This is a genomic window from Acinetobacter pullicarnis (assembly GCF_006352475.1).
GTDB lineage: Bacteria > Pseudomonadota > Gammaproteobacteria > Pseudomonadales > Moraxellaceae > Acinetobacter > Acinetobacter pullicarnis.
The window spans coordinates 2,716,692-2,738,780 of record NZ_VCMZ01000001.1 but is presented as its reverse complement, the minus strand read 5'-3'; the positions used below and the strand labels follow the sequence as shown (position 1 = coordinate 2,738,780).

Sequence of the window (22,089 nt, the reverse complement as noted above, 5' to 3'; positions counted from 1 at the left end):
CCTTAACAATTATTCGTATTGGAATATAAAAAACCGAATAAGTATTACAGAAATCAGGTGTTGTTGCAGTATTTGTTTTGTTTAATTCGTTCTTTTTTAATCTAATGTTAGAGGATGGCGGCTACACGAAGATATTATTTTATCGCGTGTCTTTTTTGTTATGATAGTGCCGATTTTAACTTGAGATTGGGAAAGTAAATGACGACCTTAAAAAATGATCGTTTTCTACGTGCCTTATTGCGTGAGCCTGTAGATACCACGCCAGTATGGATGATGCGTCAAGCTGGGCGTTACCTCCCTGAGTATCGTGAAACCCGCGAAAAGGCTGGAGACTTTCTCTCTCTTTGCAAAAACACGGACTTAGCTTGTGAAGTAACCTTACAGCCGTTACGCCGTTATGCATTGGATGCCGCGATTTTATTTTCAGATATTTTGACGATTCCTGATGCGCTTGGTTTGGGTTTATATTTTGAGGCAGGCGAAGGTCCAAAGTTTCACAAGACCATTCGTACTGAACAAGATGTTGCTGCATTGCCAAGTTTTAATGCCAAATCAGATCTATCTTATGTGATGGATGCGGTGAGTACGATTCGTTCAGCATTATGTGGCGATGTTCCTTTGATTGGCTTTTCAGGCAGTCCTTGGACCTTGGCGACCTATATGATTGAAGGTGGTTCGAGCAAAGATTTCCGTTATAGCAAAGAAATGTTGTATAGCAAGCCAGAAGTTTTGCATGCTTTGTTGGACCGATTGGCTGACACCGTTATTGATTATTTAAATGCACAGATTGATGCTGGTGCACAAGCTGTACAGATTTTTGACAGTTGGGGTGGTGCGCTTGCACATCAACAATATTTAGATTTCTCTTTGCAATATATGCAGAAAATTGTGACAGGCTTGCAGCGTGAAAAAGATGGACGCAAAATCCCAGTGATTTTGTTTACCAAAGGTGGCGGTCAATGGTTAGAGCCAATGATTGCAACTGGCGCAGATGCTTTGGGATTAGATTGGACCACGCCTTTAAATACGGCACGTAAAGTGGTTAATGGTCGAGTTGCATTACAAGGTAACTTAGATCCAGCAACTTTATATGGTTCAAATGCTGAAATTGAAAAAGCAGTCAAAGCCATGTTGGATGATGCTTATGCCAATGGCGAGAAAACGGGTTATATTGCCAACCTCGGTCACGGTATTACCCAGTGGGTGAATCCAACACAACCCAAAATATTTATCGATACCGTACATGAGTACAGCGCAAAATATTTAGGCAACTAATTTGCTGAGAAGATTAAATTTAAATGTTATCGCTTCATGTATATAGCAAAATCATGCTTAAGGCAGCTTCGGCTGCCTTATTTGGTATTTTATTATTAATTGCTTTTGCTTTCACCTCTCCAATGGGAGAGCAAGCCTATTACGGGCTATTTCGTTATGATTATTTACTGTTTTATGCTTTGCTGATTCAGCTGGGTTTAATCTATTTAAAATTAGAATCATGGGCAGAAGTCAAAGTGATTGCCTTATTCCATTGTATGGCAATGTTAATGGAAATCTTTTTGACTCATCCAGCCATCGCATCTTGGCAATATCCACAACCTGCTGTTTTTAAACTGTATACCGTGCCATTATTTGCTGGCTTTATGTATTCGGCTGTGGGCAGTTTTTTTGCACGTAGTATTCGACTTTTTCAACTTTCATTTAGCCAGCTACCCAGTTTTCCAAATATGCTGTGCTTATCAGTTGTGTCCTATATTAATTTCATGAGCAAATTTTTTATTTATGATCTGCGCTATGGATTATTTTTATGGAGCGTACTGATTTTCTGGAAGACGCGCGTCCATTTTAAACTAGATCAAATACAGTGCCGTATACCGATGCTGATCATTCTGATTATTTTTGCTTTTATTATCTGGATTGCCGAAAATATTAGTACTTTTTATAAAATATGGCTCTATCCAAGTCAGGTGGATGCTTGGCATATGGTGAGCTGGGGTAAATTGGGGTCGTGGTATTTATTATTATTGCTGAGTTTGGTTCTGGTTTTGAAAATACTGGGTCAGCGCGACCAGCAGGGCAATTGGCATTTAACATAAGCCATGCTTGGGATTTAAAATAACCTCGAAGATGTACCCAATTAAGTTGTACTCCATTCGATAGTGGCTGCTGAGTTGGTCTACTATCGATTTTTATACTCATAATTTGTATTTTATCGAATTTTATCTACAGTCATGTGTTGGCTGTTGCTGCTCGTACTGCTTCCAGATAGCCGCTCAATTGCCCTATTGGCAAAATTCTGCAGAAGATAAACCGAACAGTCATCAAAAATAATACAATTTCGGTTAAAGTGTTATGCAACAAGTTGCAAAGCTATTTTACAAGGATTCATGATGACCGCTCGCTATGCACATCTCTTAAAACCATTAGATCTCGGCTTTACGACCATCAAAAACCGTGTGGTGATGGGGTCAATGCACACTGGTTTAGAAGATCGATTTTATAATTATCCCAAACTTGCCGCCTATTTTGGCGAGCGTGCTCAAGGTGGGGTTGGCCTGATTATTACTGGTGGAATATCACCAAACCGTACTGGCTGGTTATTGCCAGCGGGTGGAACCATGAACCATTTGGGTGATGTGGTCCCACATCGTCTGGTCACTCGTGCAGTGCATAAACATGGCGGCAAAATTTTAATGCAGATTTTGCACGCAGGCCGTTATGGTTATCAGCCCTTTGTGATGTCAGCCAGTCCAATTAAATCACCGATTTCACCGTTTAAACCGAGGGAAATGAGTGATAAGCAAATTTTAAAAACCATTCGCGACTATGCAACCACCGCCAAACTTGCGAAACATGCCGGTTATGATGGGGTGGAAATCATGGGGTCCGAAGGTTATTTACTTAATCAGTTCCTCAGCCGTCATGTCAATAAGCGTGAAGACCGTTGGGGTGGCAGTCTAGAAAATCGTATGCGCCTTGCGGTAGATATAGTGAAAGCGATTCGTGCCACAGTAGGTGAGAAGTTTATTATTTGCTTCCGCTTGTCGATGCTTGATCTGGTACATGATGGCAACACCATGGCAGAAGTCATTGAAGTTGCACAAGCCTTGGAACAGGCTGGTATTAACCTACTCAACACCGGAATTGGTTGGCATGAAGCACGTATTCCCACGATTGTTACTTCAGTGCCACGTGCAGCATTTGTTGACTATACGGCCGAGGTGAAAAAACACGTTGCGCTGCCAGTCATCGCATCGAATCGAATTAATATGCCAGATACGGCAGAAGAAATTTTAACTGCTGGTAAAGCCGATATGGTACAAATGGCGCGTCCATTGTTGGCCGATGCATTTTGGGTCGAGAAGACTGCAACCAATCGTGTTGATGAAATTAATACCTGTATTGCCTGTAACCAAGCTTGCTTAGATCACACTTTTAAAAATCAACGTGCGACGTGTTTGGTGAACCCACGTGCAGCGTATGAAACTGAATTGGTCTATTTAAAAACTAAGAAAGCCAAACGGATTGCGGTGATTGGGGCTGGGGTGGCAGGGATGTCCGCAGCTACTGTTGCGGCAGGGCGTGGTCATACGGTGACTTTGTTTGAAGCCAATAGTGAAGTCGGTGGTCAATTTAACTTGGCTAAAGTGGTACCGGGCAAAGAAGAATTTCATGAAACCATTCGTTATTTTAAAGTGCAAATTGAAAAGACTGGGGTTGAGCTGCGTTTAAATACCAAGGTCAACCGTGAGCAATTAGAACGTGAAGGTTATGATGAAGTTGTGGTTGCCACTGGGGTCATTCCACGTCGCTTAAAAGTAGAAGGTGGTGATGCAGCACAAGTCTTGTCCTATGCGGAGGTTTTACGTGGCGCCGCTGTTGGTCAACGTGTCGCCGTGATTGGTGCAGGCGGGATAGGCTTTGATGTTTCCGAGTTCTTACTGAAGCCTGAGCATCAGCCACAACCACAGCCTGTAGATCAGTGGAAACGTGAATGGGGTGTTGATACTGACCCAGATTATATTTCAGAGGGGGGGATGCAACGGGCAGAAGTTGATGCCCCAATCCGTGAGATCTATTTGATGCAACGTAAAACCACACCGCTTGGGATTGGCTTGGGTAAAACCTCAGGTTGGGTGCACCGCGCACAATTGAAAAAACATGCTGTGAAAATGTTACGTGGTGTGCAATACAAAGCGGTAACGGATGAAGGGCTATGGATTGAAAACAATGGCCATGATCAATTACTCCGTGTTGACACCATTGTGGTGTGCGCTGGACAAGACTCGGTAAAAGATATTATGCCGACTGAACAGGAAAAAACCCTCGCCAACTACCATATTATTGGGGGGGCAAAACTGGCTTCAGAGCTTGATGCCAAGCGCGCAATTCGCGAAGGTGCTGAATTAGCAGCCAAATTGTAGAATATTGATGAAACAATATGCACTTGATCGCTATGTTGCAAATTTTTCTTGAATAAAATGAAGAAGCTTTGTATTCTTCTCGGCATGGAAGCGTGGCAGAGCGGTTGAATGCACCGGTCTTGAAAACCGACGAGGGTTTACGCCCTCCGTGAGTTCGAATCTCACCGCTTCCGCCAAATATTAAAAATACCCTTGATACTCATCAAGGGTATTTTTTTATGTCTGGGGTTTTGTCCCATATAAGAATCTACAGAAAATATTGGAAAGGGAACAGGTTTTCTTCCAAATGAAAAACATCCGGGGGAAAAAATTATGTTATTAAGCGAATTACAAATATCTGATGGTCAGATATTAAAAGTAGAATCTAGTTTATCGAGCCTGAATCTAGTATTTAAGGATTGGAAGGATCAGGAATGGTCAATAATTTTTAGAAACCCTTTAGCTATTCAATCTTTTAGTATTGAGGGGGAAGAACTTTCACATATTGAAATATTGTCAAAAGATGTATTTAAAGATGCCACGATGGAATTCTTTTCTGATGAAAAAGAGGAGTATTTTTGGTGTTTTAGTTTTTATGGTGTTTGGTGTGAGAGACCTTTATTAAAGATAATTGCTAAGGATAATTATGAAATTATTTCAAGTTTTGGAGAGCCTGTAAATAAAACTGTGTAAGTTCCAGCACTTAGAATAAATCAACTAAAACTCCCGCCATGAGTAGTAGGAGTCCTCTTATTTTATGTGGTTGATTCAAATGATGAAACACAAAATACAGCCCAATCGGCCATCAAACCTTTGCGCTTTTCAAGATAGGCTCCCCGTAAATAGGCAGCTTCAACATCATCTGGAAGTTTATGAGTAAGTACATGTTCGCAGACTTCACGAGGGTAATTGGTTTGATCGGCTGACCAGTCACGGCATGTAGAACGAAAACCATGTGTAGTAATCACTCGATTCTGTTTTGGATCAAGATAGCCTAAGTCATTTTCTTTAAACTTCTATTCATGCATATGCTTAATCAAAGCTGTAATTGAAGAATGTAGTTCAATGAAAGGGTAGCGTATAATTATGGAAAAAATAATTAGAAATATAAGAAATTTTTATGTAGTAAGAGTAGTAGTAAAAATTTAAATAAATTTTATTTATATATTAAAATACAGCAACTTAGGTGTTTAATGTGGCTGTCACCGCTTCCGCCAAATATTAAAAAGACCCTTGATTATCATCAAGAGTCTTTTTTATGTCTGGGGTTTATTATGGATCTGGAACTCAAAAAATATTTTATTATTCGAGGCTTGGTTTTTTTAGGTCCCAGATTCTAATATTCATGTCGAGGTTGTACGATAATCTGCTTGTGCTGAGTAGGAATAGGAATAACACGCCGTGCTGCGGTTTTATAATGCGTCGCATAGAGGCTTAAACCTGTGAATGCTAAGCCACCAATTAAATTGCCTAGAACCACAGGTAGTTCGTTCCAAATTAAATAATCCATAATTGAAAACTGACCACCCATAATCATTGCAGATGGGAACAAAAACATATTCACGATTGAGTGTTCAAAACCCATTCCAAAAAACAACATGATTGGCATCCACATTGCCAAGATCTTGCCAGAAACATTGGTGCAAATCATTGCAGCAACAACTCCCGTTGAGACCATCCAATTACACAGTATTGCACGTACAAAAATAGTGAGCATGCCAGCAGCACCATGCTCTGCGTAACCTAGAGTACGTGCCTCACCAATATGTGAAATTGTTGTTCCTACTTTATCAGGAGTAACAGAAAAGCCGAAAGTAAAGATAATTGACATAAACACGGCAATGCTCATTGCACCGAGGAAGTTACCCAGAAAGACCAATCCCCAATTCCTAAAGATGCCTTTTAAAGTTACGCCAGGGCGCCGATCTAGCCAGGCTAATGGGGTTAGCATAAATACACCAGTTAAAAGATCAAAGCCGAGTAAATACAACATGCAAAAACCAACGGGGAAAAGCATTGCACCAATAATCGCGTAGCCTGTTTGAATGCTAACGGTCATTGCGAAAACTGCAGCAAGCGCAAGAATAGCGCCAGCCATATATGCACGAATGATGGTATCGCGTGTAGACATGAAAATTTTTGCTTCACCAGCATCAATCATTTTTTTGACAAATTCTGCAGGTATGAGATAGGACATCTGCATCCTCCTTTATTCTAATTTTATAAACTTGGCAGGGATCGGGGCCAAGGATTGGATTTGTGGTTATCGCATAAATTCTACGTGAGATTTATGATGATTATTACTAGAGCAAAATTTATACCAAATGCTAAATGGGCAATGTCTTTAAAATTGAAAGTATCAACTTAATCGAGCACTTATTGTGCAGGTCAAGCGAATATTACTAACGTGAGAGTGATGTCACTTTACTCATCTGCTTATAGGTATAGACAATACTTGATTGTCAAATTCAGATTTACTTGGTATGCGTTGTTTGTGTGGATTGTGCAGATATTGTTAACTAGTATTGAATATTTCCATTATTAACAATAGTTTAAATATAACGTTAGAGAGCGAAATACGCTGAAATTAATTTAACCACGAAGATGTTGATATTGCTATCTGGTAATTAGTGGATTTAGATACTATTTTTTTAAAAATAAAACTAAATGAAATACAGATAATGTGTCATGCATCACATTGGTTACAAAAACATTGATTCAATTAACATAATTAATCTTCTTTAAAAACATGTATTTGTTTTACTGGGTGGTGAATTGTAGCTTTTGTTGTATTGCTATAGATGAAGGTTCAGTTTACTATCTATTCAATTGTTAAGTTTGATTAAATAGAATTTTCTCATATTTCATTGCTAATTGGGCGGTGAGATCTAGGTTTATTGATCAAATCCTTGCAATTTTAAATGAAGTTTATTAGGTCTTGAATGTAATTTAAGTATTCATTTTAATGTTTGCTAAGTTATTTATTTGAATTCTTAGGTGTAGCTTTCAGCTATAGACCTCGCTGAAAATTTCATTTTATTTTTAATTATTTTATTGCCTAGTGAAGGACATCTACACATGAAAAAAAAATTATTAGTTGCGGCTTTATCTGTTTCTGCTCTCTCTGCTGTACACGCTGCCGACGGTACAATTAATTTCACCGGTAAAGTAACAGCTGATACATGTACTGTTAATAACCCAACCTCAGGTACGAGTTTGAACGTTATATTGCCACCTGTTTCAACAAAATCCTTAGCAACTGCAGGTACTGTTGCGGGTCGTACACCTTTTGCGATTACTTTAAGTGCTTGTAAGGGAACCGAGGTTAATGCTTCTTTTGCAATTGGTACGGACGTTGATTCAGTAACTGGCCGTTTAAAAAATACAGCTGCAACTGCTGCCTCAAATGTTCAAATACAATTGGTCAATAAAGATGGTGGCCAAATTGATTTATTGACGGTCGGTTCTGATGGTACTCAGTCTGGTACGCAGTGGGTAGCGATGACGGGCGAGACTGCTGTATTAAATTATGGTGCAGAATATTATGCAACAGGTGAAGCAGGTTCTGGTGATGTCAATGCTAAAATTGAATACACACTTGCTTATAAATAAGTAGCCAAAGTAAATATAGCTTTTACTTACTTGTTCGCATTTGAGTCATCTGTATTTTTCGTTTTTGAGATCATTACAATGAAGTTTAAATCTTTAATTTCATCACTATGTTTGGTTGTTGTCGCCCAATTATCAGCATCAGCTCAAGCAGAAGTTGTAATTCACGGCACACGTATTGTTTATCCAGCAGATGCACGAGAAACAACCGTACAGGTAACGAGTAGTGGTCTCAAACCCTCATTGGTCCAAGTTTGGATCGATGATGGGGATACAAAAAGTACGCCAGAAAACTCAAATGCCCCCTTTGTGATTACACCACCATTGTCTCGCGTTGATGCAGGTAAAAGTCAGGCTTTTCGCGTATTGGCATTACCTAGCGCAGCACAACTGAGTCAAACACAAGAAACCTTATATTGGTTAAATGTATTAGATATTCCAGCTAAGCCAAAGCAAGAAGAAAATGCTGCACCAATGAATTATTTACAACTTGCGATACGTTCACGAATTAAGCTTTTTTATCGGCCAACCCTAATTCAAGATCAAGCAGCTAAAGCAGGTGAGAAAATACAATGGTTTAAAAGAGATCAACTCATTATAGCTAAAAACCCAACTCCATTTTTTATTACCATTAAAGGGATTAATCAAACGTTGGGTAAAAACACAGTAGATATATTTCCTGAAGGGTTAATGCTTAAACCCTTTTCAGAAGAGAGTATTAATTTAAAGGTCAGTAATTTTGATAAGTTGAGCTATGTGACGATTAATGATTTTGGCGGTGATAATGAGTACAACCTTAAATTCTAATATTAAATATTAAATACTTCTACATATCTTGGTTTTTTATATTTTGAGTATTTGAGAGTTCTTCTGAATTTAGCAATATAGTCTATTCTTGCCTGAAGCATACGTTAATAATTTTATGAAAAGCCAAGCTGAGTTGGGAGGTTGTTTTTTTATGTTGTTTAAAAATAAATTATTAAAAAAATATTCGTTTAAGCTCTCTACCTTGAGTTTTTGTCTAAACCTTTCCTTGGGTTTCGTGCTTGCCCAGTATAATGTGGCTATTCATGCAGAAGAAAATAAAAATACTAAAGATATCGGTTTTGACGCTGACTTTGATGCTGGTTTCCTTTCTGGAAATGCCAGTAATATCGATATTTCTAAATTTAAATTTAATAATCCGGTCTTGCCTGGTGAATATAACCTTGATGTTTATGTCAATGGCAGCTGGCAGGGTCGTAAGAAAATGGTCTTTACGGCCGACAAAAATGAAGATCAAGCTAGCTTATGTTTTACTAAGAAACAGATGGCTGAATATGGGGTTAAAGCCGAAATTTTAAATATAACACTTGCTGCAAGTACATCAGATTGTTTGCCGATTGAGACTTGGGTTAAGGGTGCATTTTATGATTTCAATTCAAATGATTTACGTTTAGATATATCCATTCCACAAATTTCTTTGAATACAGTTGCGCGAGATGTTGTCGATAAAAGCTTATGGGATAGAGGCATTAATGCCGGTTTTTTATCTTATAACGGAGGGGCTTATAAAGTGTCTAACCGTGACCATAATAGTCCGGATAGCACCAGTGCTTATATAAGTCTAACGACAGGATTAAATATATTAGGTTGGCAACTGCGCCATAATGGGCAGTGGAGCTGGAGCGATCAGCCTGGATCGGGATCTTCTTATCAAGCCAATAATACCTATTTACAACGTGCCTTTCCGCAATTTAGAGGTTTATTGACCCTTGGGGAAAATAATACTTCTGGGGATATTTTTGACACATTAAGATACCGTGGTGTGGACTTTACCAGTGATGAACGAATGCTACCCAGTAGTATGTCTGGTTATGCACCGCAAATTCGAGGTAATGCAAACTCTAATGCAAAAGTTGAAGTTCGCCAGCAAGGTCATTTAATTTATCAAACCACGGTTGCTCCAGGGAATTTTGAAATCAAGGACTTGTATTCGACAGGATATGGTGGCGATTTAGAAGTCTCTGTGATTGAAGCAACAGGAGAAACACAAATATTTTATGTACCCTATGCTTCTGTTGTACAGATGTTACGACCTGGTTTAGACAGCTATTCGGTGACAGTCGGTCAATTTAATGAATCGGGAATTGATTTAAAACCTTGGTTTACCCAAGCAAAATATCAACGTGGTTTGAATAACTATATTACAGCTTATACTGGTGTACAGTTATTAGAAAAGTATAGTTCAGTGGCTTTAGGTGCAGCTGTTGGTTTGCCCATTGGTGCAGTTTCACTTGATGTAACCCATTCTAATGCTGATTTTGATTATCACGGGACAAAAACTGGGCAAAGTTATCGGCTTAGTTATAGTAAGTCTTTGCTTGCAACTTCAACAAACTTAACCTTAGCAGCTTATCGATATTCTACTGAAGATTATTATACATTGCGCGATGCGGCGAGAATTTTAGATTATGAAAAGAAAGGTATTGAGACCAGTGCAATTGGTAAGCAACGTAGTCAATTCCAAGTCACGTTAAATCAGAGCTTACCAGCGGGGTGGGGCAACCTCTATATAGTTGGGTCAGTGGTGGATTATTGGAATCGAAATGAGAAAACACAGAGCTTTAATATCGGTTATAACAATCGATTTAAAGCTTTGAGTTATGGTTTATCTGTGAATAATCGTCAACTGATTTATGCTGAAGGTGATTCAAAAAAAGATACTGAATACTTATTGAGTATGTCCTTCCCATTAAGTTTTGGTCAGCGCAGTGTTTCAGTTAATAGTTCGTATACTAAAAATAATCAAAATATCGGCCTGAGTGGAAATGTTGGTGATCGCTTTAACTATGGATTTTCTGCAAATCAGCAGCGAGATTCTGATCCGAGTTTTAATCTAAATGGGAATTACCTCAGTAATTATATGTCGATAGGGGGAGGGTATAACTATTCTGAAAACTCCCAGCAAGTTAATTTACAGTTAAGTGGTAATGTTATTGCACACTCGAAGGGGATCGCATTTGGTCCTGATAACGTAGATACAATGGCAATCGTCTATGCACCTGATGCGACAGGCGCTAAAGTCACAAATATTAGAGGTTTGACAATAAATCGACATGGTTATGCTGTTGTTCCATATATGACCCCTTATCGTTTTAATGATATTCAACTTGATCCAAGTTCGATGTCACTGAATGTCGAATTGGCAGAGTCTAGCCAAAGGATTGTTCCTTATGCAGGGGCGATTCTAAAAGTTGATTTTGAAACAAAATCAGGATATGCAATTTTTATTAAAAGTAAATTGGCGAATGGTGCTGCTCTATCATTTTACTCACCTGTTTATAATGAGAGTAATGAACTGGTTGGTAATGTTGCGCAAGGTGGTTTAGTTTATGTGCGGACCAAAGAGAGTCAAGGCCGTATTAAGGTTAAACTAAATGATGAACAACAATATTGCATGATTGATTATAACGTTGCAGATCAAGTCAAACAGAGTGCTACTAAAATATTAATGACAGAGGCGGTTTGTAAACTATGAACATCTATCTTAAAAAAATATTATTGTCATTGGGTGTTTTAACATCAAATAGTATTTATGCTGCTTGCCTTCCTGAACCTGGTTTTATAATTGAACAATTTAATATTAGTATGGGGGATATTTTAGTTAGGGCAAATGATCCTGTTGGAACGATTCTAAAGTCTAAAAGTTATCCTCCAGGAAAATTATCTTCAAAATTTATATGTGAGCCAAAAGCTAGACCACTTGAAGAATTTAAGTTGTCTAAATTTACATCTAAAAATAATACAGTGAGTGATCCGTACGTTTATAATACAAATATCTCAGGCATTGGTATTAAAATTACAGGTAGTTCTGGTCCTTATCCTAGAAGTTTACGTTTCAACGAGGTTGGCGAAGCATATGTAGAATTAGATGTTAAAGTGGATATTATAAAAACAAGTATGACAACTGGTTCAGGATCTCTTGAGGCTGGCAATTATTCGACTGACTATATGCAACTTGAAAAACCTTGGCTTACAACGTATATGCCAGCAAATGGAACAAGGATTTTCACTTCTAGTTCATGTGAGTTTGTTGAAAGTAAGGATCGAATAATTGTATTGCCTCAAATTTCAATAAACAATTTCAAAGGCCAGAATACTCCGGCTAATGGAGATCGGAATTTTAATTTAAATATAAAATGTGTAGGGGGGGACGGTGGAAGTGATCAGTTCGGTCAAGCTGCTGATCTAAGTTTTACATTTCCAGTTGTCTTAAATAACTCTCTTATAGGAAACACATATAACGGTGCGGATAAGGCAACTGGAGTAGCACTACAATTGAGCAGTCTGTTGCAGGGGAAAACAAATGTATTATTTAATGGTGCGACGATAGATTTGGGGAAACAAAGTTCAGGTCAACAGAATATTATAAATATTCCATTAAAAGTTAGATATTGGCAAATAGCAAACACAGTTAGCCCAGGAAAGGTCGAAAGTAGAGTAACGCTTAATTTTATTTATAAATAGAAAAATGAATTTAAATCTTATTCAATAAAAAAGCGCCAAATATTAAATTTGACGCTTTTTTATTGAGGTCGGTATTAATTGCTTAAATTAATAAGCCTCAGGTACTGCTTGTAAGAATTCACGTCTGACGTCTTTATCCGTTTTAAACTCTCCAACAAAGGAAACTGTACGGGTCGTCGATTCTTGTTTACTTACGCCACGCATCATCATACACATGTGTGCCGAGTCAATCACCACAGCAACACCACGCGCGCCTGTTACTTCGGCAATGGCATGTGCAATTTGCTGGGTGAGTGCTTCTTGAATTTGTAGGCGACGTGCAAACATTTCAGTAATACGCGCAAACTTCGATAAGCCAAGCACTTGCCCTTCAGGAAGGTAAGCAATATGCACACGGCCAGAAAATGGAAGTAAATGGTGTTCGCAAAGCGAATAAAATTCAATATTTTTCACCAGTACCATTTCATGGTTATCTGATGGGAAAACTGCATTGTTGGTCACTTCCTCAAGCGTTTTACTATAGCCCGAGGTTAGAAATGAAAATGCTTTTGCAGCACGCATAGGCGTATCTTTCAGCCCAGGACGGTCGAGGTCCTCACCAACAGCGGTTAGGATATTTGCATAAGATTGCTGCATAGACATAAAACGTGTCCACTTTCTCTGATTAAACTAGGACGGCATTGTAGCAGAAATTAACGTAAAATCTGACAGTAAATCAAGGATCATCTTACTGTTTAAATTTTGGGTTTTTTTCTGCACGTTTAAGTAATACTAAAACAGCGCCAGTGCCACCTTGATTTTCGGGAGCACTGACAAATGCCAAGACATCACGGTGTTGACGTAACCAGCCATTCACATAGGTTTTAAGGATGGCCTCGGGACCTTTGCCATGTACAATTTTAAGGACATTTTGATTTTCATCTTTTGCAATTTGAATAATTTGCAATACAGCACTGCGCGCATCTTCAACCGTACAACCATGTAAATCGACTGCTTCAAACCAACGTAAATTACCGGCTTTTAAATCTTCAAATACTTTGTGCTGTAAGGTTCCAATACGATAACTCAGTTTGGCCTGACTGGCGACAGGATTGAGCATCGCTTGGGTATCAGAAAGTGCTGCGTGATCTGTTTCAAGTGGGCCTTCAGCTGCGGCACGCTTAGCTAAAATTTTAGCTGTGGGTTTCGTTCGCTGTGGTTTTTCTATTTTGGCAAAATTTGGCCGTTCGAAAGCCTGAACGCCTCGAACGGCTTGTTTAAATAGATCAGCTTCATTTTCAACATCATCTTGCTGATCAGCCTGAGCGTGAATCGGCTCAGGCTGTTGCGGTTTGATGGGTTGAGGCTTTAAGATCTGTTTTTTAAATGCATTTAAAAGTTTTTGCTGTTCTTTCGAAAGCGATGAATCTTGATTGCTCATAACCTTACATAAACTACAATTTAAATTGTTTCAGGGTGACCAAACAGGGCTTGGAAAGCTTGATCAGGGTGTGGATGCTTCATAAAACTTTCACCAACTAAGAAGGCGTGAATATCATGATCTTGCATCATCTGGATGTCATCTGGCGTCGCAATACCACTTTCAGTGACCAATAGACGCGATGGCTCAAGCAGTCTTTTTAAACGCAAAGAGGTATTTAAATCTACCTCAAAGGTTTTGAGATTACGGTTGTTGACGCCAAGTATACACTGATCAGGCAGTTGTAGGGCACGTTCCAGTTCAGCTTCATCATGTACTTCAACCAATACATCTAAGTTGTATTCAAAGGCAGTCTGAGACATTTCTTGCAATTGCATATCTGACAGTGCAGCAACAATCAGCAAGATACAGTCAGCCTCAAGAGCACGTGCTTCTACCACTTGATAAGGATCAATCAGGAAGTCTTTACGCAATGCAGGTAAAGTGCAGTTCTCTCTTGCAAGGCGAATATTTTCATCTGCACCTTGGAAAAAATCTACGTCAGTTAGCACAGACAAGCAGGCTGCACCCGCATGTTGGTATTGTTGTGCAATTTGAGCTGGGTCGAAGTTTTCACGGATCACGCCTTTAGAGGGGGATGCCTTCTTAATTTCGGCAATCACGGCTGGGCGCTTATGGTGCAAGGCTTGGGCAAAACCACGAACTGGGCTTGCAGCGCGTGCAATCTGTTCAATATCGTTTAGACTACGTTGTTGCAAACACAGGGCCAGCTCTTGGTGTTTACGATCGATGATTTTACCTAAAATCGTATTTTGAATATTGATCATGCTGCTGTCCTTATGCTGGGTACTGTTTAAGCGCTTTGGTAAATTCTGACAAGACACTTAATTTTTCTAAAGCTTGTCCGCCATAGATAATATCGTGTGCTAAAGCGACACCTTGTTTATAGTTTTTGGTTAAACCTGCGACATAAATGCCAGCACCCGCATTTAAAGCAATCATATTCGCGGCTTTTTCACCGTGCGCAGTTTTGTTTTTAGACAAGGCGTTTTGAATTAAAGCCAGGCTTTCATCTGCACTATCAACGCTAAGACCACTCAGGGTTTGTGAATCAATATCAACATCTTCAGGCTGAATAATCCATTCGGTGACTTCATCATTTTTAAGCTCAGCCACATAGGTTTTTGCAGCTAAACTAATTTCATCAAGGCCATCTTGTGAATGCACCACCATCACATGTTTTGCACCAAGCTGCTTTAATACTTCAGCAATTGGGCGACACAGCTCACTGGAAAACACACCAATCACCAAGCGTTCTACACCAGCCGGATTCGTAAGCGGGCCGAGTAAGTTGAAAATGCTACGGAAACCTAATTCTTTACGTGGGCCAACTGCATATTTCATGGCTTTGTGATGATTCGGGGCATATAAAAAACCAATGCCCATTTCACGAATACAGCGTTCAGTTTGCTGCATATCTAAATCAAGTTGTAGACCCGCTTTTTCAAGTAAGTCTGATGAGCCAGATTTTGAAGAGACGCCACGATTACCATGTTTGGCAATGGTGGCACCTGCCGCAGCAATCACAAAACTTGCTGCAGTTGAAACGTTAAACAGGTTTTGACCGTCGCCACCTGTTCCGACAATATCGACTAAATGTGGTAAATCACTGACATCAATTTTGATGGCAAATTCACGCATGACCCGTGCAGCAGCAGTAATTTCGTCAATGCTTTCACCTTTTAGTCGTAGCCCCATCATTAAAGCACCGATTTGTGCTTGTGTGGCTTCACCTTGCATGATGATTCGCATCACGTCTTCCATTTGAGCCTGAGTCAAATGAATGTTTTTGGTAATATTGCTTAATGCTTGTTGAATATTCATTTTAATCACTTATGCGTAAATTTCTAAAAAGTTTTTGAAGATTTGATGGCCATGCTGACTCAAGATTGATTCGGGGTGGAACTGCACGCCTTCAATTGGCAATGTCTTATGTTTCACACCCATAATCTCTTCGATTGAGCCATCTGCTTCATTGGTCCAGCAAGTCACCTCTAAACATTCAGGCAAGGTCGCTTGATCAATCACTAAGGAGTGATAACGCGTTGCTGAAAAGGGTGACGGTAAGTTACTGAAAATTCCTTTGTCACTGTGGTGCATGTCAGATAAACGGCCATGCATCACGGTTTTTGCTCGCACAATATCGCCACCAAAGGCTTGTCCGATACTTTGATGTCCGAGACAGACGCCAAGGAGTGGGATTTTTCCAGCAAAATGCTGAATGGCAGGAATAGAGATACCTGCTTCAGTTGGTGAGCAAGGGCCAGGACCAATGACCAGATATTTCGGTTGCCATCGTTCAATTTCCTCCAAAGTCACGGCGTCATTACGGATCACTTTTACTTCTTGATTTAACTCGCCAAAATATTGGACGATGTTATAAGTAAATGAATCATAATTATCGATCATGAGAAGCATATTAAACTTAACCTATTGAAATTAAAAAACTTTATTTTTTGGAGTTGAAATCATACTCAATTTCGTACTCAATATTGAGACAACACTCCAATTACAGTGCATAAAAAAGCCGCTTTTACGCGGCTACTTTATCAGATTCAACGCTATTTGTAACAACAGATTGAGCTTTGGCTCGAAGCCATGTTTTTTATGGTTATGGCTTTGATTTTTAAATTTAGATTCGGTTGATGCGTTGATCCATTCGTGGAGAGTGAAAAGGGATCTTATTTGATGGTTTATGCAGAGCCTGCCAAGCGCAAATTTAACGAATAATATTTAGGCAACTTCGCTTTAGAAAATCAGTCATTGCTAAAGACATCGTGTATGGTGTCGACTCTATAAATATGAAGTTGAATATAATCGATGTCTAAAGAATGCTTTGCTATTGAAGTTGAAATTCCTGAAGCAATTTGCCCTAAATTTAAAGGTCGAGATCAGTTTATTGAAGAGGGCATTGCAAAGCTGTTTTTGTCAAATAATACGACTGCAAAAGAAGCGTTAAAGGGATTAACTGTTTATGCTGTCGGTGCTGGAAAAAATGCGGTTGTGGTTACCAAAGCCAGTTTTCCTAAAATTGAAGCGCAGATTACTGCGTATTTAAATGAGCAATTCGGTGATGAATGGAAGCTTACCTTAATGCCAATTAATATTTAATCGTTATTTAAAACGGTCTAAGCCACACCAAGAAATTTAGATCTATACGGTTAGTTTTTTTGGGGTATTGCTGCATAAATACCCCCTAATAATCAAGTGACATACGCTCTATTTTAATTTTAGTATTTTTAGGTTCAGCCTCTGCTGGTTAAACTGGTTAAACTGGTTTAAATGATAAGCTAAATTTTATTATTCAATGAGTTTATTAACCTTTTTTCTGGTGTTGAAGTGAGCATTGTTTATTTACTGCCTAGATGATTAATTTCATATAGGCAGTATTTTATTCTATTGTGATTTTAGAATAGAGCATTGCTATAAAATATAAACTATTTTTTTGATTTATTTAGCCAAGATTGAGCCAAACGTTTATTTTGTTTTACGCCAACACCTTTTTGGTACATCAGCGCAAGGTCTTGCATAGCTTGTTTATTGCCAAGCGTTGCTGCTTCCTGGCGAAGTTGAAATGCTTTGTTTATATTTTGCTCAATACCGCTCTCTTTAAGTGTATATAAATTTGCCAGCTCAACCATTGAATCCGTATGCTTTAATGCTGAAGCTTTAGAATACCACTTGAATGCTTTCTGATAGTTATCAAGCACATCTTTTTTATCATTTTTTTGATTGAATAATGCATAAAATGTATAACCTTCTGCGAGCCAAAACATGGCTTTAGGATTGCCATTTTCTGCAGATTTTATTCCCCAAACCTCAGCTTGTTCGGTATCACGTTGAATACCATTTCCATATAAATAGGCTTCTGCTAAGTCGAGTTGCGCTGTGGTATCACCATTTTGGGCTTGAGTGAGCAATTGATTAGAAAATGCCTGTTCTGCGAATACCTGCATGGAAGCGATTAAAGCAATGCTGGAGAGTATTATTTTTAGACTTTTCATTTTTGGCCCTGATACTAACTGAGTATTGGCTGCATATTACTTTATTTTTATTTGCGCTGCTTATAAAAAATTATCTTTTTAATGTTTATTTTTTATCAATGTTTTTATAATGTGAGTTTATTAAAAGTAAATTATTGAAAATAAATAACTGTTTATTCTGTTTGCTTTTATTTTCATTGCTTAGAATAAATAGATTTTTTAAATGTTATATTAAATGGGTTTGACGTATTTGAGACTTAATATAAGTAAATTGTTAAAGTTGTGATAATCACAGATTTAAATTAATAAATAGCGTGGAAAAATACAGAAAATATTAAATCATTGCAGCTGTTCATTCGTTTTAAGTCAAGTGCAGGCGTAGTTTAACGCTGATTGCCACAGACGGGACAGGCTGGATTTTTGGTCAGTTGCAGAGGATAGGTCTCAAAGTTGAGGCCTTCAAATTGCGTGACTTTGCCAACACTACTGTCTCCTAGGCCGGTTAAAACTTTTATGGTTTCAGCGGCTTGTGCTGCTCCAATCAGATGCACCAAGGGTGAAAAGACGCCATTTTGTGTGCAGCTTGTATCTTCACTGATTACGTTAGGATAAATACAGGCATAGCAAGGGGAGTGATCGAGTCGTGGATCGAAGACCATGACTTGTCCGCTAAACTGAATCACTGATGCGCTGACCAGAGGGGTTTTGCTGTGAACAGCGGTTTGATTGATCAACTGTCTGGTTTTAGCATTGTCGGTACAGTCGATGATGACATCACAGTGCTGAATCTGTTTAACCAGAAAGTCAGCATCCGCCTGTTGTTTGAATGCGGTTATTTGGATGGTTGTATTCCGCGCAGTTAAGTATTTTTCTAAGGAAAATACTTTCGCTTGGCCAATATCAGCTTCACTAAAACCTAGCTGCCGTGGCAAATTACTGAGCTCAATCAGATCATCATCACACAGCACCAGATGACCGACACCCGCACCGGCAAGAATGGGGAGACAGGCATTGGCTAAACCACCGCAACCAATCACTAAGGCGGTTGCTTGATTGAGCTTCTCCTGAAAATCATATTCAAATTCATTTAGTAAAAGATGACGAGAATAGCGCAAGAGCTGTGATTCATTCATGCTTGATCCTTTGAGATGAACGCTGCCCGATCAAAAGTTGATACTGATCGGGCAGTGAGGATATGGTGAAACCGGATTGAAACTTAACGGCGACGTACGATTTGTGGGCGGCGTTTTAAGAAGGTGACTGTTCCAAATCCACTCCAGATATGTACCAATCGAGTAAATGGAAAAATGACAAACAAGGTCATGCCCATGAACATATGAAGTTTAAAGACAGTGGATACATTGGCAATTTGTGCTGCAGCTTCACCATTGAAAGTCACAATATACTGCGCCCAAGTCATTAATCTGACCATTTCCGCACCATCGGTGTGCTGTGCTGAGACGAAAATCGTAGAGAGACCAAGCAGTAAGGTAATGAGAATCCAGATGAGGACCAATTTATCACGCCAAGTTGTGTTGGCATTAAGGCGGTCATTACTAAAACGACGAACCAATAAAATAATCAGACCAATCAAGCAGATTGTTCCCATTACACCGCCAGCAGCCATAGCGAAGACTTGTTTAGTCCCATGCGAAATGCCGAGGCTGTCCCAAACGATAACTGGGGTGAGTAAACCCACCAAGTGGCCGAAAAATAGACCTAAAATCCCGATATGAAATAAAATGTTGCCAAGTCGGAGCTGACCTCTATATAGCAATTGACTCGATTCACTTTTCCAACTGTATTGCTCCCGTTCAAAACGCATCAAGCTACCGAGGAAGAAGATACTGAGGGCAATATAGGGATAAATACCAAAGATAAATTGATGCAAGTTGCTCATGATTTTACTCCTGAAGAATTAGACATCATGCGGCGAGGAGCAATGTTTACGATTTGAACATCCTGATGCTTAGGCGTTAACAGGGGTTCTACGCCTTGTGCATTGGGTCCAAAAAGTTCGAGTGCTTCATCCATATCTTTGACTGGAGATACGCTCAGTTCTTTGGGGGCGATAGGCGATAAACTCACAATTAACTCGAAAACGGGCGCGTAATTTGATTGATTGGCTGCTAGTTTCTGACTGATATAACCAATGACATGCACCGCCTCACCCAACAGTTCGGCTGCATGCTGTTCGCTTTGCATCGAGAGAAACTCTAAAAACAAAGGCAGATAATCAGGCAGCTCAAAGCCTGTGGGTTCAAAGCCTGACTTTTGATATTCATGCAGCAGATTCAACATGGCATCACCACGATCACGATTTTCGCCATGCAAATGTTCAAACAAATGTAGGGAGTGGGTCGGGGTGCGGTCAAAGGTATGCACATAATATTCTTGAATATCGATCAAATCAGTGTTGCTTAGATATTGCATTAATGGGCTCAGTTTGCTTTCCCATTCCGGCAGATCTTTCAGCAAAGGCACAAAATCTTCAGCAACCGCTTGTTGAAGTTCAGCACTTGGATAAGCGAGCAGAACTGAAAGTAATTTAAATTTATTCATGATCTACCCCTTTTTTTTCGTGCTAAAGAAAATCGTTGGTGATGCTTTCTTTTGACCAAATAAACTGGCTTCTGAAGTACCCTCTGAACAGCCATTGCCAAATGTAAAGCCACACGAACCTTTTTCATTAAAGGTGTCTTCTGCATATTCTTTATGTGCAGTTGGAATGACGAAACGATCTTCATAATTGGCGATGGCCATGATTTGATACATTTCTTCAATTTGCGCACCGGTTAAATGGGTCTTCTCCAGGACTTCACTAAAACTCGTGTTGTCTTGTGGGACATGTTTTTGGCGCATATATCGGCGCATGGTCAACATGGTCTCTAAAGCATTTACAATCGGTGTTTCATTGCCTGCTGTGAGTAAGTTGGCAAGATATTGAACTGGAATACGTAAATCTTTGACCTCTGGAATTAAGCCGTGTTTACCAATCAGACCACTTTCAACCGCAGATTGAATCGGAGATAACGGTGGGATATACCACACCATCGGCAAGGTTCTAAACTCAGGGTGCAATGGGAAAGCAACTTTCCATTCCACCGCCATGCGATAAACCGGCGAGTTTTTTGCCGAATCAATCCATTCTTGTGGAATACCTTGTTTTAATGCTTCGGCCTGAACAGCAGGATCATTGGGGTCAAGGAAAATATCCAGTTGCGCTTGATAGAGCGCTTTTTCATCTTCGATTGCAGCAGACTGTTCAATTTTATCGGCATCATAAAGTAATACGCCCAGATAACGGATACGGCCGACACAGCTTTCTGAACACAGGGTCGGTTCACCAGCTTCGATCCGTGGATAACAGAACGTACATTTTTCTGCTTTGCCTGAGGTCCAGTTGTAATAGATTTTCTTATAGGGGCAGCCTGAAACACACATGCGCCAACCCCGACATTTGTCTTGGTCAATCAGTACAATTCCATCTTCTTCACGCTTATAGATGGAACCAGATGGACAAGAGGCAATACAGGCAGGATTGAGGCAATGCTCACATAAGCGTGGCAGATACATCATGAAGGTGTTTTCAAAAGTAGAATACATTTCCTTTTGAATCCCATCAAATAACGTATCTTTGGCTCGTTCTTTAAATTCACCGCCTAAGTCGTCTTCCCAGTTTGGACCCCAGTTAATTTTGTCCATTTTCTTACCCGTAAGCACAGAGATTGGACGGGCAGTTGGTGGGGTGTACATTTCTGGCGCATTTTGTAGATGCGCATAGTCGTAGGTAAATGGCTCGTAATACTGATCAATACTTGGCATGTTCGGGTTGGCGAAGATATTGGACAGGATTTTTAACTTGCTCCCTTGTTTTAACTGTAATTTGCCATTATTTTTACGAATCCAACCGCCTTTGTGAATTTCCTGGTTTTGCCATTGTTTCGGAAAGCCAACACCAGGTTTGGTTTCGACATTATTAAACCATGCGTATTCCACACCATCACGGCTGGTCCAGACATTTTTACAGGTAATTGAGCAGGTATGACAACCGATACATTTATCGAGGTTGAGGACCATGCCAATTTGGGCTCTTATTTTCATCACG

20 protein-coding genes, 1 tRNA gene and 1 pseudogene are annotated in these 22,089 nt (G+C 39.5%); 10 read left to right on the top strand and 12 right to left on the bottom strand.

Going from position 1 to position 22,089, the window contains the following annotated elements; all coding sequences use genetic code 11:
* Positions 1–198: 198 nt before the first annotated feature.
* From hemE to FD716_RS12055, 5 genes are all read left to right on the top strand, one after another.
* Positions 199–1,275 (top strand): uroporphyrinogen decarboxylase, encoded by a 1,077-nt coding sequence (hemE, locus tag FD716_RS12075; protein WP_139852565.1) that lies wholly within the window; start codon positions 199–201, stop codon positions 1,273–1,275.
* 23 nt (positions 1,276–1,298) lie between these two features.
* Positions 1,299–2,093 carry a DUF817 family protein gene (locus FD716_RS12070; protein WP_215895465.1) on the top strand — a complete coding sequence of 265 codons (795 nt, stop codon included), beginning with the start codon at positions 1,299–1,301 and terminating at the stop codon, positions 2,091–2,093.
* Between the two features lie 291 nt (positions 2,094–2,384).
* The gene (locus tag FD716_RS12065; protein WP_407641893.1) at positions 2,385–4,421 is read left to right on the top strand and encodes an FAD-dependent oxidoreductase; all 2,037 of its coding nucleotides are present in this window, start codon (positions 2,385–2,387) and stop codon (positions 4,419–4,421) included.
* A gap of 86 nt (positions 4,422–4,507) precedes the next feature.
* Positions 4,508–4,597: transfer RNA gene (locus FD716_RS12060), tRNA-Ser, on the top strand.
* Between the two features lie 136 nt (positions 4,598–4,733).
* Positions 4,734–5,093, top strand: coding sequence for a hypothetical protein (locus tag FD716_RS12055; protein WP_139852562.1), 360 nt, complete (start codon positions 4,734–4,736; stop codon positions 5,091–5,093).
* A gap of 62 nt (positions 5,094–5,155) precedes the next feature.
* Here the strand turns inward: FD716_RS12055 and FD716_RS12050 are convergent.
* Together FD716_RS12050 and FD716_RS12045 are read right to left on the bottom strand one after the other, a co-directional pair.
* Positions 5,156–5,452, bottom strand: a pseudogene (locus FD716_RS12050) (tyrosine-type recombinase/integrase); the annotation flags it as partial.
* A gap of 284 nt (positions 5,453–5,736) precedes the next feature.
* The gene (locus FD716_RS12045) at positions 5,737–6,597 is read right to left on the bottom strand and encodes a formate/nitrite transporter family protein (RefSeq protein ID WP_139852561.1); all 861 of its coding nucleotides are present in this window, start codon (positions 6,595–6,597) and stop codon (positions 5,737–5,739) included.
* 881 nt (positions 6,598–7,478) lie between these two features.
* On the opposite strand from FD716_RS12045, the gene FD716_RS12040 reads away from it, so the two are divergent.
* The 4 genes from FD716_RS12040 to FD716_RS12025 all read left to right on the top strand — a co-directional run bounded on the left by FD716_RS12040 (position 7,479) and on the right by FD716_RS12025 (position 12,518).
* A complete protein-coding gene (locus FD716_RS12040; RefSeq protein WP_139852560.1) occupies positions 7,479–8,012 on the top strand; it encodes a fimbrial protein in 534 nt (177 codons plus the stop codon).
* 78 nt (positions 8,013–8,090) lie between these two features.
* The gene (locus FD716_RS12035) at positions 8,091–8,816 is read left to right on the top strand and encodes a fimbrial biogenesis chaperone (protein ID WP_139852559.1); all 726 of its coding nucleotides are present in this window, start codon (positions 8,091–8,093) and stop codon (positions 8,814–8,816) included.
* Between the two features lie 151 nt (positions 8,817–8,967).
* Entirely contained in the window at positions 8,968–11,529 is a 2,562-nt protein-coding gene (locus FD716_RS12030; RefSeq protein WP_171477038.1) for a fimbria/pilus outer membrane usher protein, read from the top strand.
* Positions 11,526–12,518, top strand: coding sequence for a fimbrial protein (locus FD716_RS12025; protein ID WP_139852557.1), 993 nt, complete (start codon positions 11,526–11,528; stop codon positions 12,516–12,518). Before FD716_RS12030 ends, FD716_RS12025 begins: the two co-directional genes overlap by 4 nt.
* An 87-nt stretch (positions 12,519–12,605) precedes the next feature.
* On the opposite strand, the gene folE is transcribed toward FD716_RS12025, so the two are convergent.
* The 5 genes from folE to FD716_RS12000 all read right to left on the bottom strand — a co-directional run bounded on the left by folE (position 12,606) and on the right by FD716_RS12000 (position 16,416).
* The gene (gene folE, locus FD716_RS12020) at positions 12,606–13,154 is read right to left on the bottom strand and encodes a GTP cyclohydrolase I FolE (RefSeq protein ID WP_171477097.1); all 549 of its coding nucleotides are present in this window, start codon (positions 13,152–13,154) and stop codon (positions 12,606–12,608) included.
* A gap of 91 nt (positions 13,155–13,245) precedes the next feature.
* Positions 13,246–13,938, bottom strand: coding sequence for a Smr/MutS family protein (locus tag FD716_RS12015; protein ID WP_139852555.1), 693 nt, complete (start codon positions 13,936–13,938; stop codon positions 13,246–13,248).
* Between the two features lie 20 nt (positions 13,939–13,958).
* Positions 13,959–14,765 (bottom strand): indole-3-glycerol phosphate synthase TrpC, encoded by an 807-nt coding sequence (gene trpC / locus FD716_RS12010; protein ID WP_139852554.1) that lies wholly within the window; start codon positions 14,763–14,765, stop codon positions 13,959–13,961.
* Between the two features lie 10 nt (positions 14,766–14,775).
* Positions 14,776–15,822, bottom strand: coding sequence for an anthranilate phosphoribosyltransferase (trpD, locus tag FD716_RS12005; protein WP_139852553.1), 1,047 nt, complete (start codon positions 15,820–15,822; stop codon positions 14,776–14,778).
* A 9-nt stretch (positions 15,823–15,831) separates the two neighbouring features.
* Entirely contained in the window at positions 15,832–16,416 is a 585-nt protein-coding gene (locus FD716_RS12000) for an anthranilate synthase component II (protein WP_139852552.1), read from the bottom strand.
* Between the two features lie 402 nt (positions 16,417–16,818).
* Here FD716_RS12000 and FD716_RS11995 point away from each other — a divergent pair, with 402 nt between their 5' ends.
* Positions 16,819–17,109, top strand: coding sequence for a hypothetical protein (locus tag FD716_RS11995; RefSeq protein ID WP_139852551.1), 291 nt, complete (start codon positions 16,819–16,821; stop codon positions 17,107–17,109).
* Positions 17,110–17,435: 326 nt separating this feature from the next.
* On the opposite strand, the gene FD716_RS11990 is transcribed toward FD716_RS11995, so the two are convergent.
* From FD716_RS11990 to narH, 5 genes are all read right to left on the bottom strand, one after another.
* Positions 17,436–17,954 carry a tetratricopeptide repeat protein gene (locus FD716_RS11990; protein WP_139853679.1) on the bottom strand — a complete coding sequence of 173 codons (519 nt, stop codon included), beginning with the start codon at positions 17,952–17,954 and terminating at the stop codon, positions 17,436–17,438.
* A gap of 410 nt (positions 17,955–18,364) precedes the next feature.
* On the bottom strand, positions 18,365–19,114 hold the full coding sequence (locus FD716_RS11985; protein WP_139852550.1) for a HesA/MoeB/ThiF family protein: 750 nt from the start codon (positions 19,112–19,114) through the stop codon (positions 18,365–18,367).
* An 83-nt stretch (positions 19,115–19,197) separates the two neighbouring features.
* A complete protein-coding gene (narI, locus tag FD716_RS11980) occupies positions 19,198–19,881 on the bottom strand; it encodes a respiratory nitrate reductase subunit gamma (protein ID WP_125298085.1) in 684 nt (227 codons plus the stop codon).
* Complete coding sequence (narJ, locus tag FD716_RS11975; protein ID WP_125298087.1) at positions 19,878–20,543, bottom strand: nitrate reductase molybdenum cofactor assembly chaperone; 666 nt, start codon at positions 20,541–20,543, stop codon at positions 19,878–19,880. Before narJ ends, narI begins: the two co-directional genes overlap by 4 nt.
* Before the next feature lie 3 nt (positions 20,544–20,546).
* Entirely contained in the window at positions 20,547–22,085 is a 1,539-nt protein-coding gene (gene narH, locus FD716_RS11970) for a nitrate reductase subunit beta (RefSeq protein ID WP_139852549.1), read from the bottom strand.
* Positions 22,086–22,089: the final 4 nt, after the last annotated feature.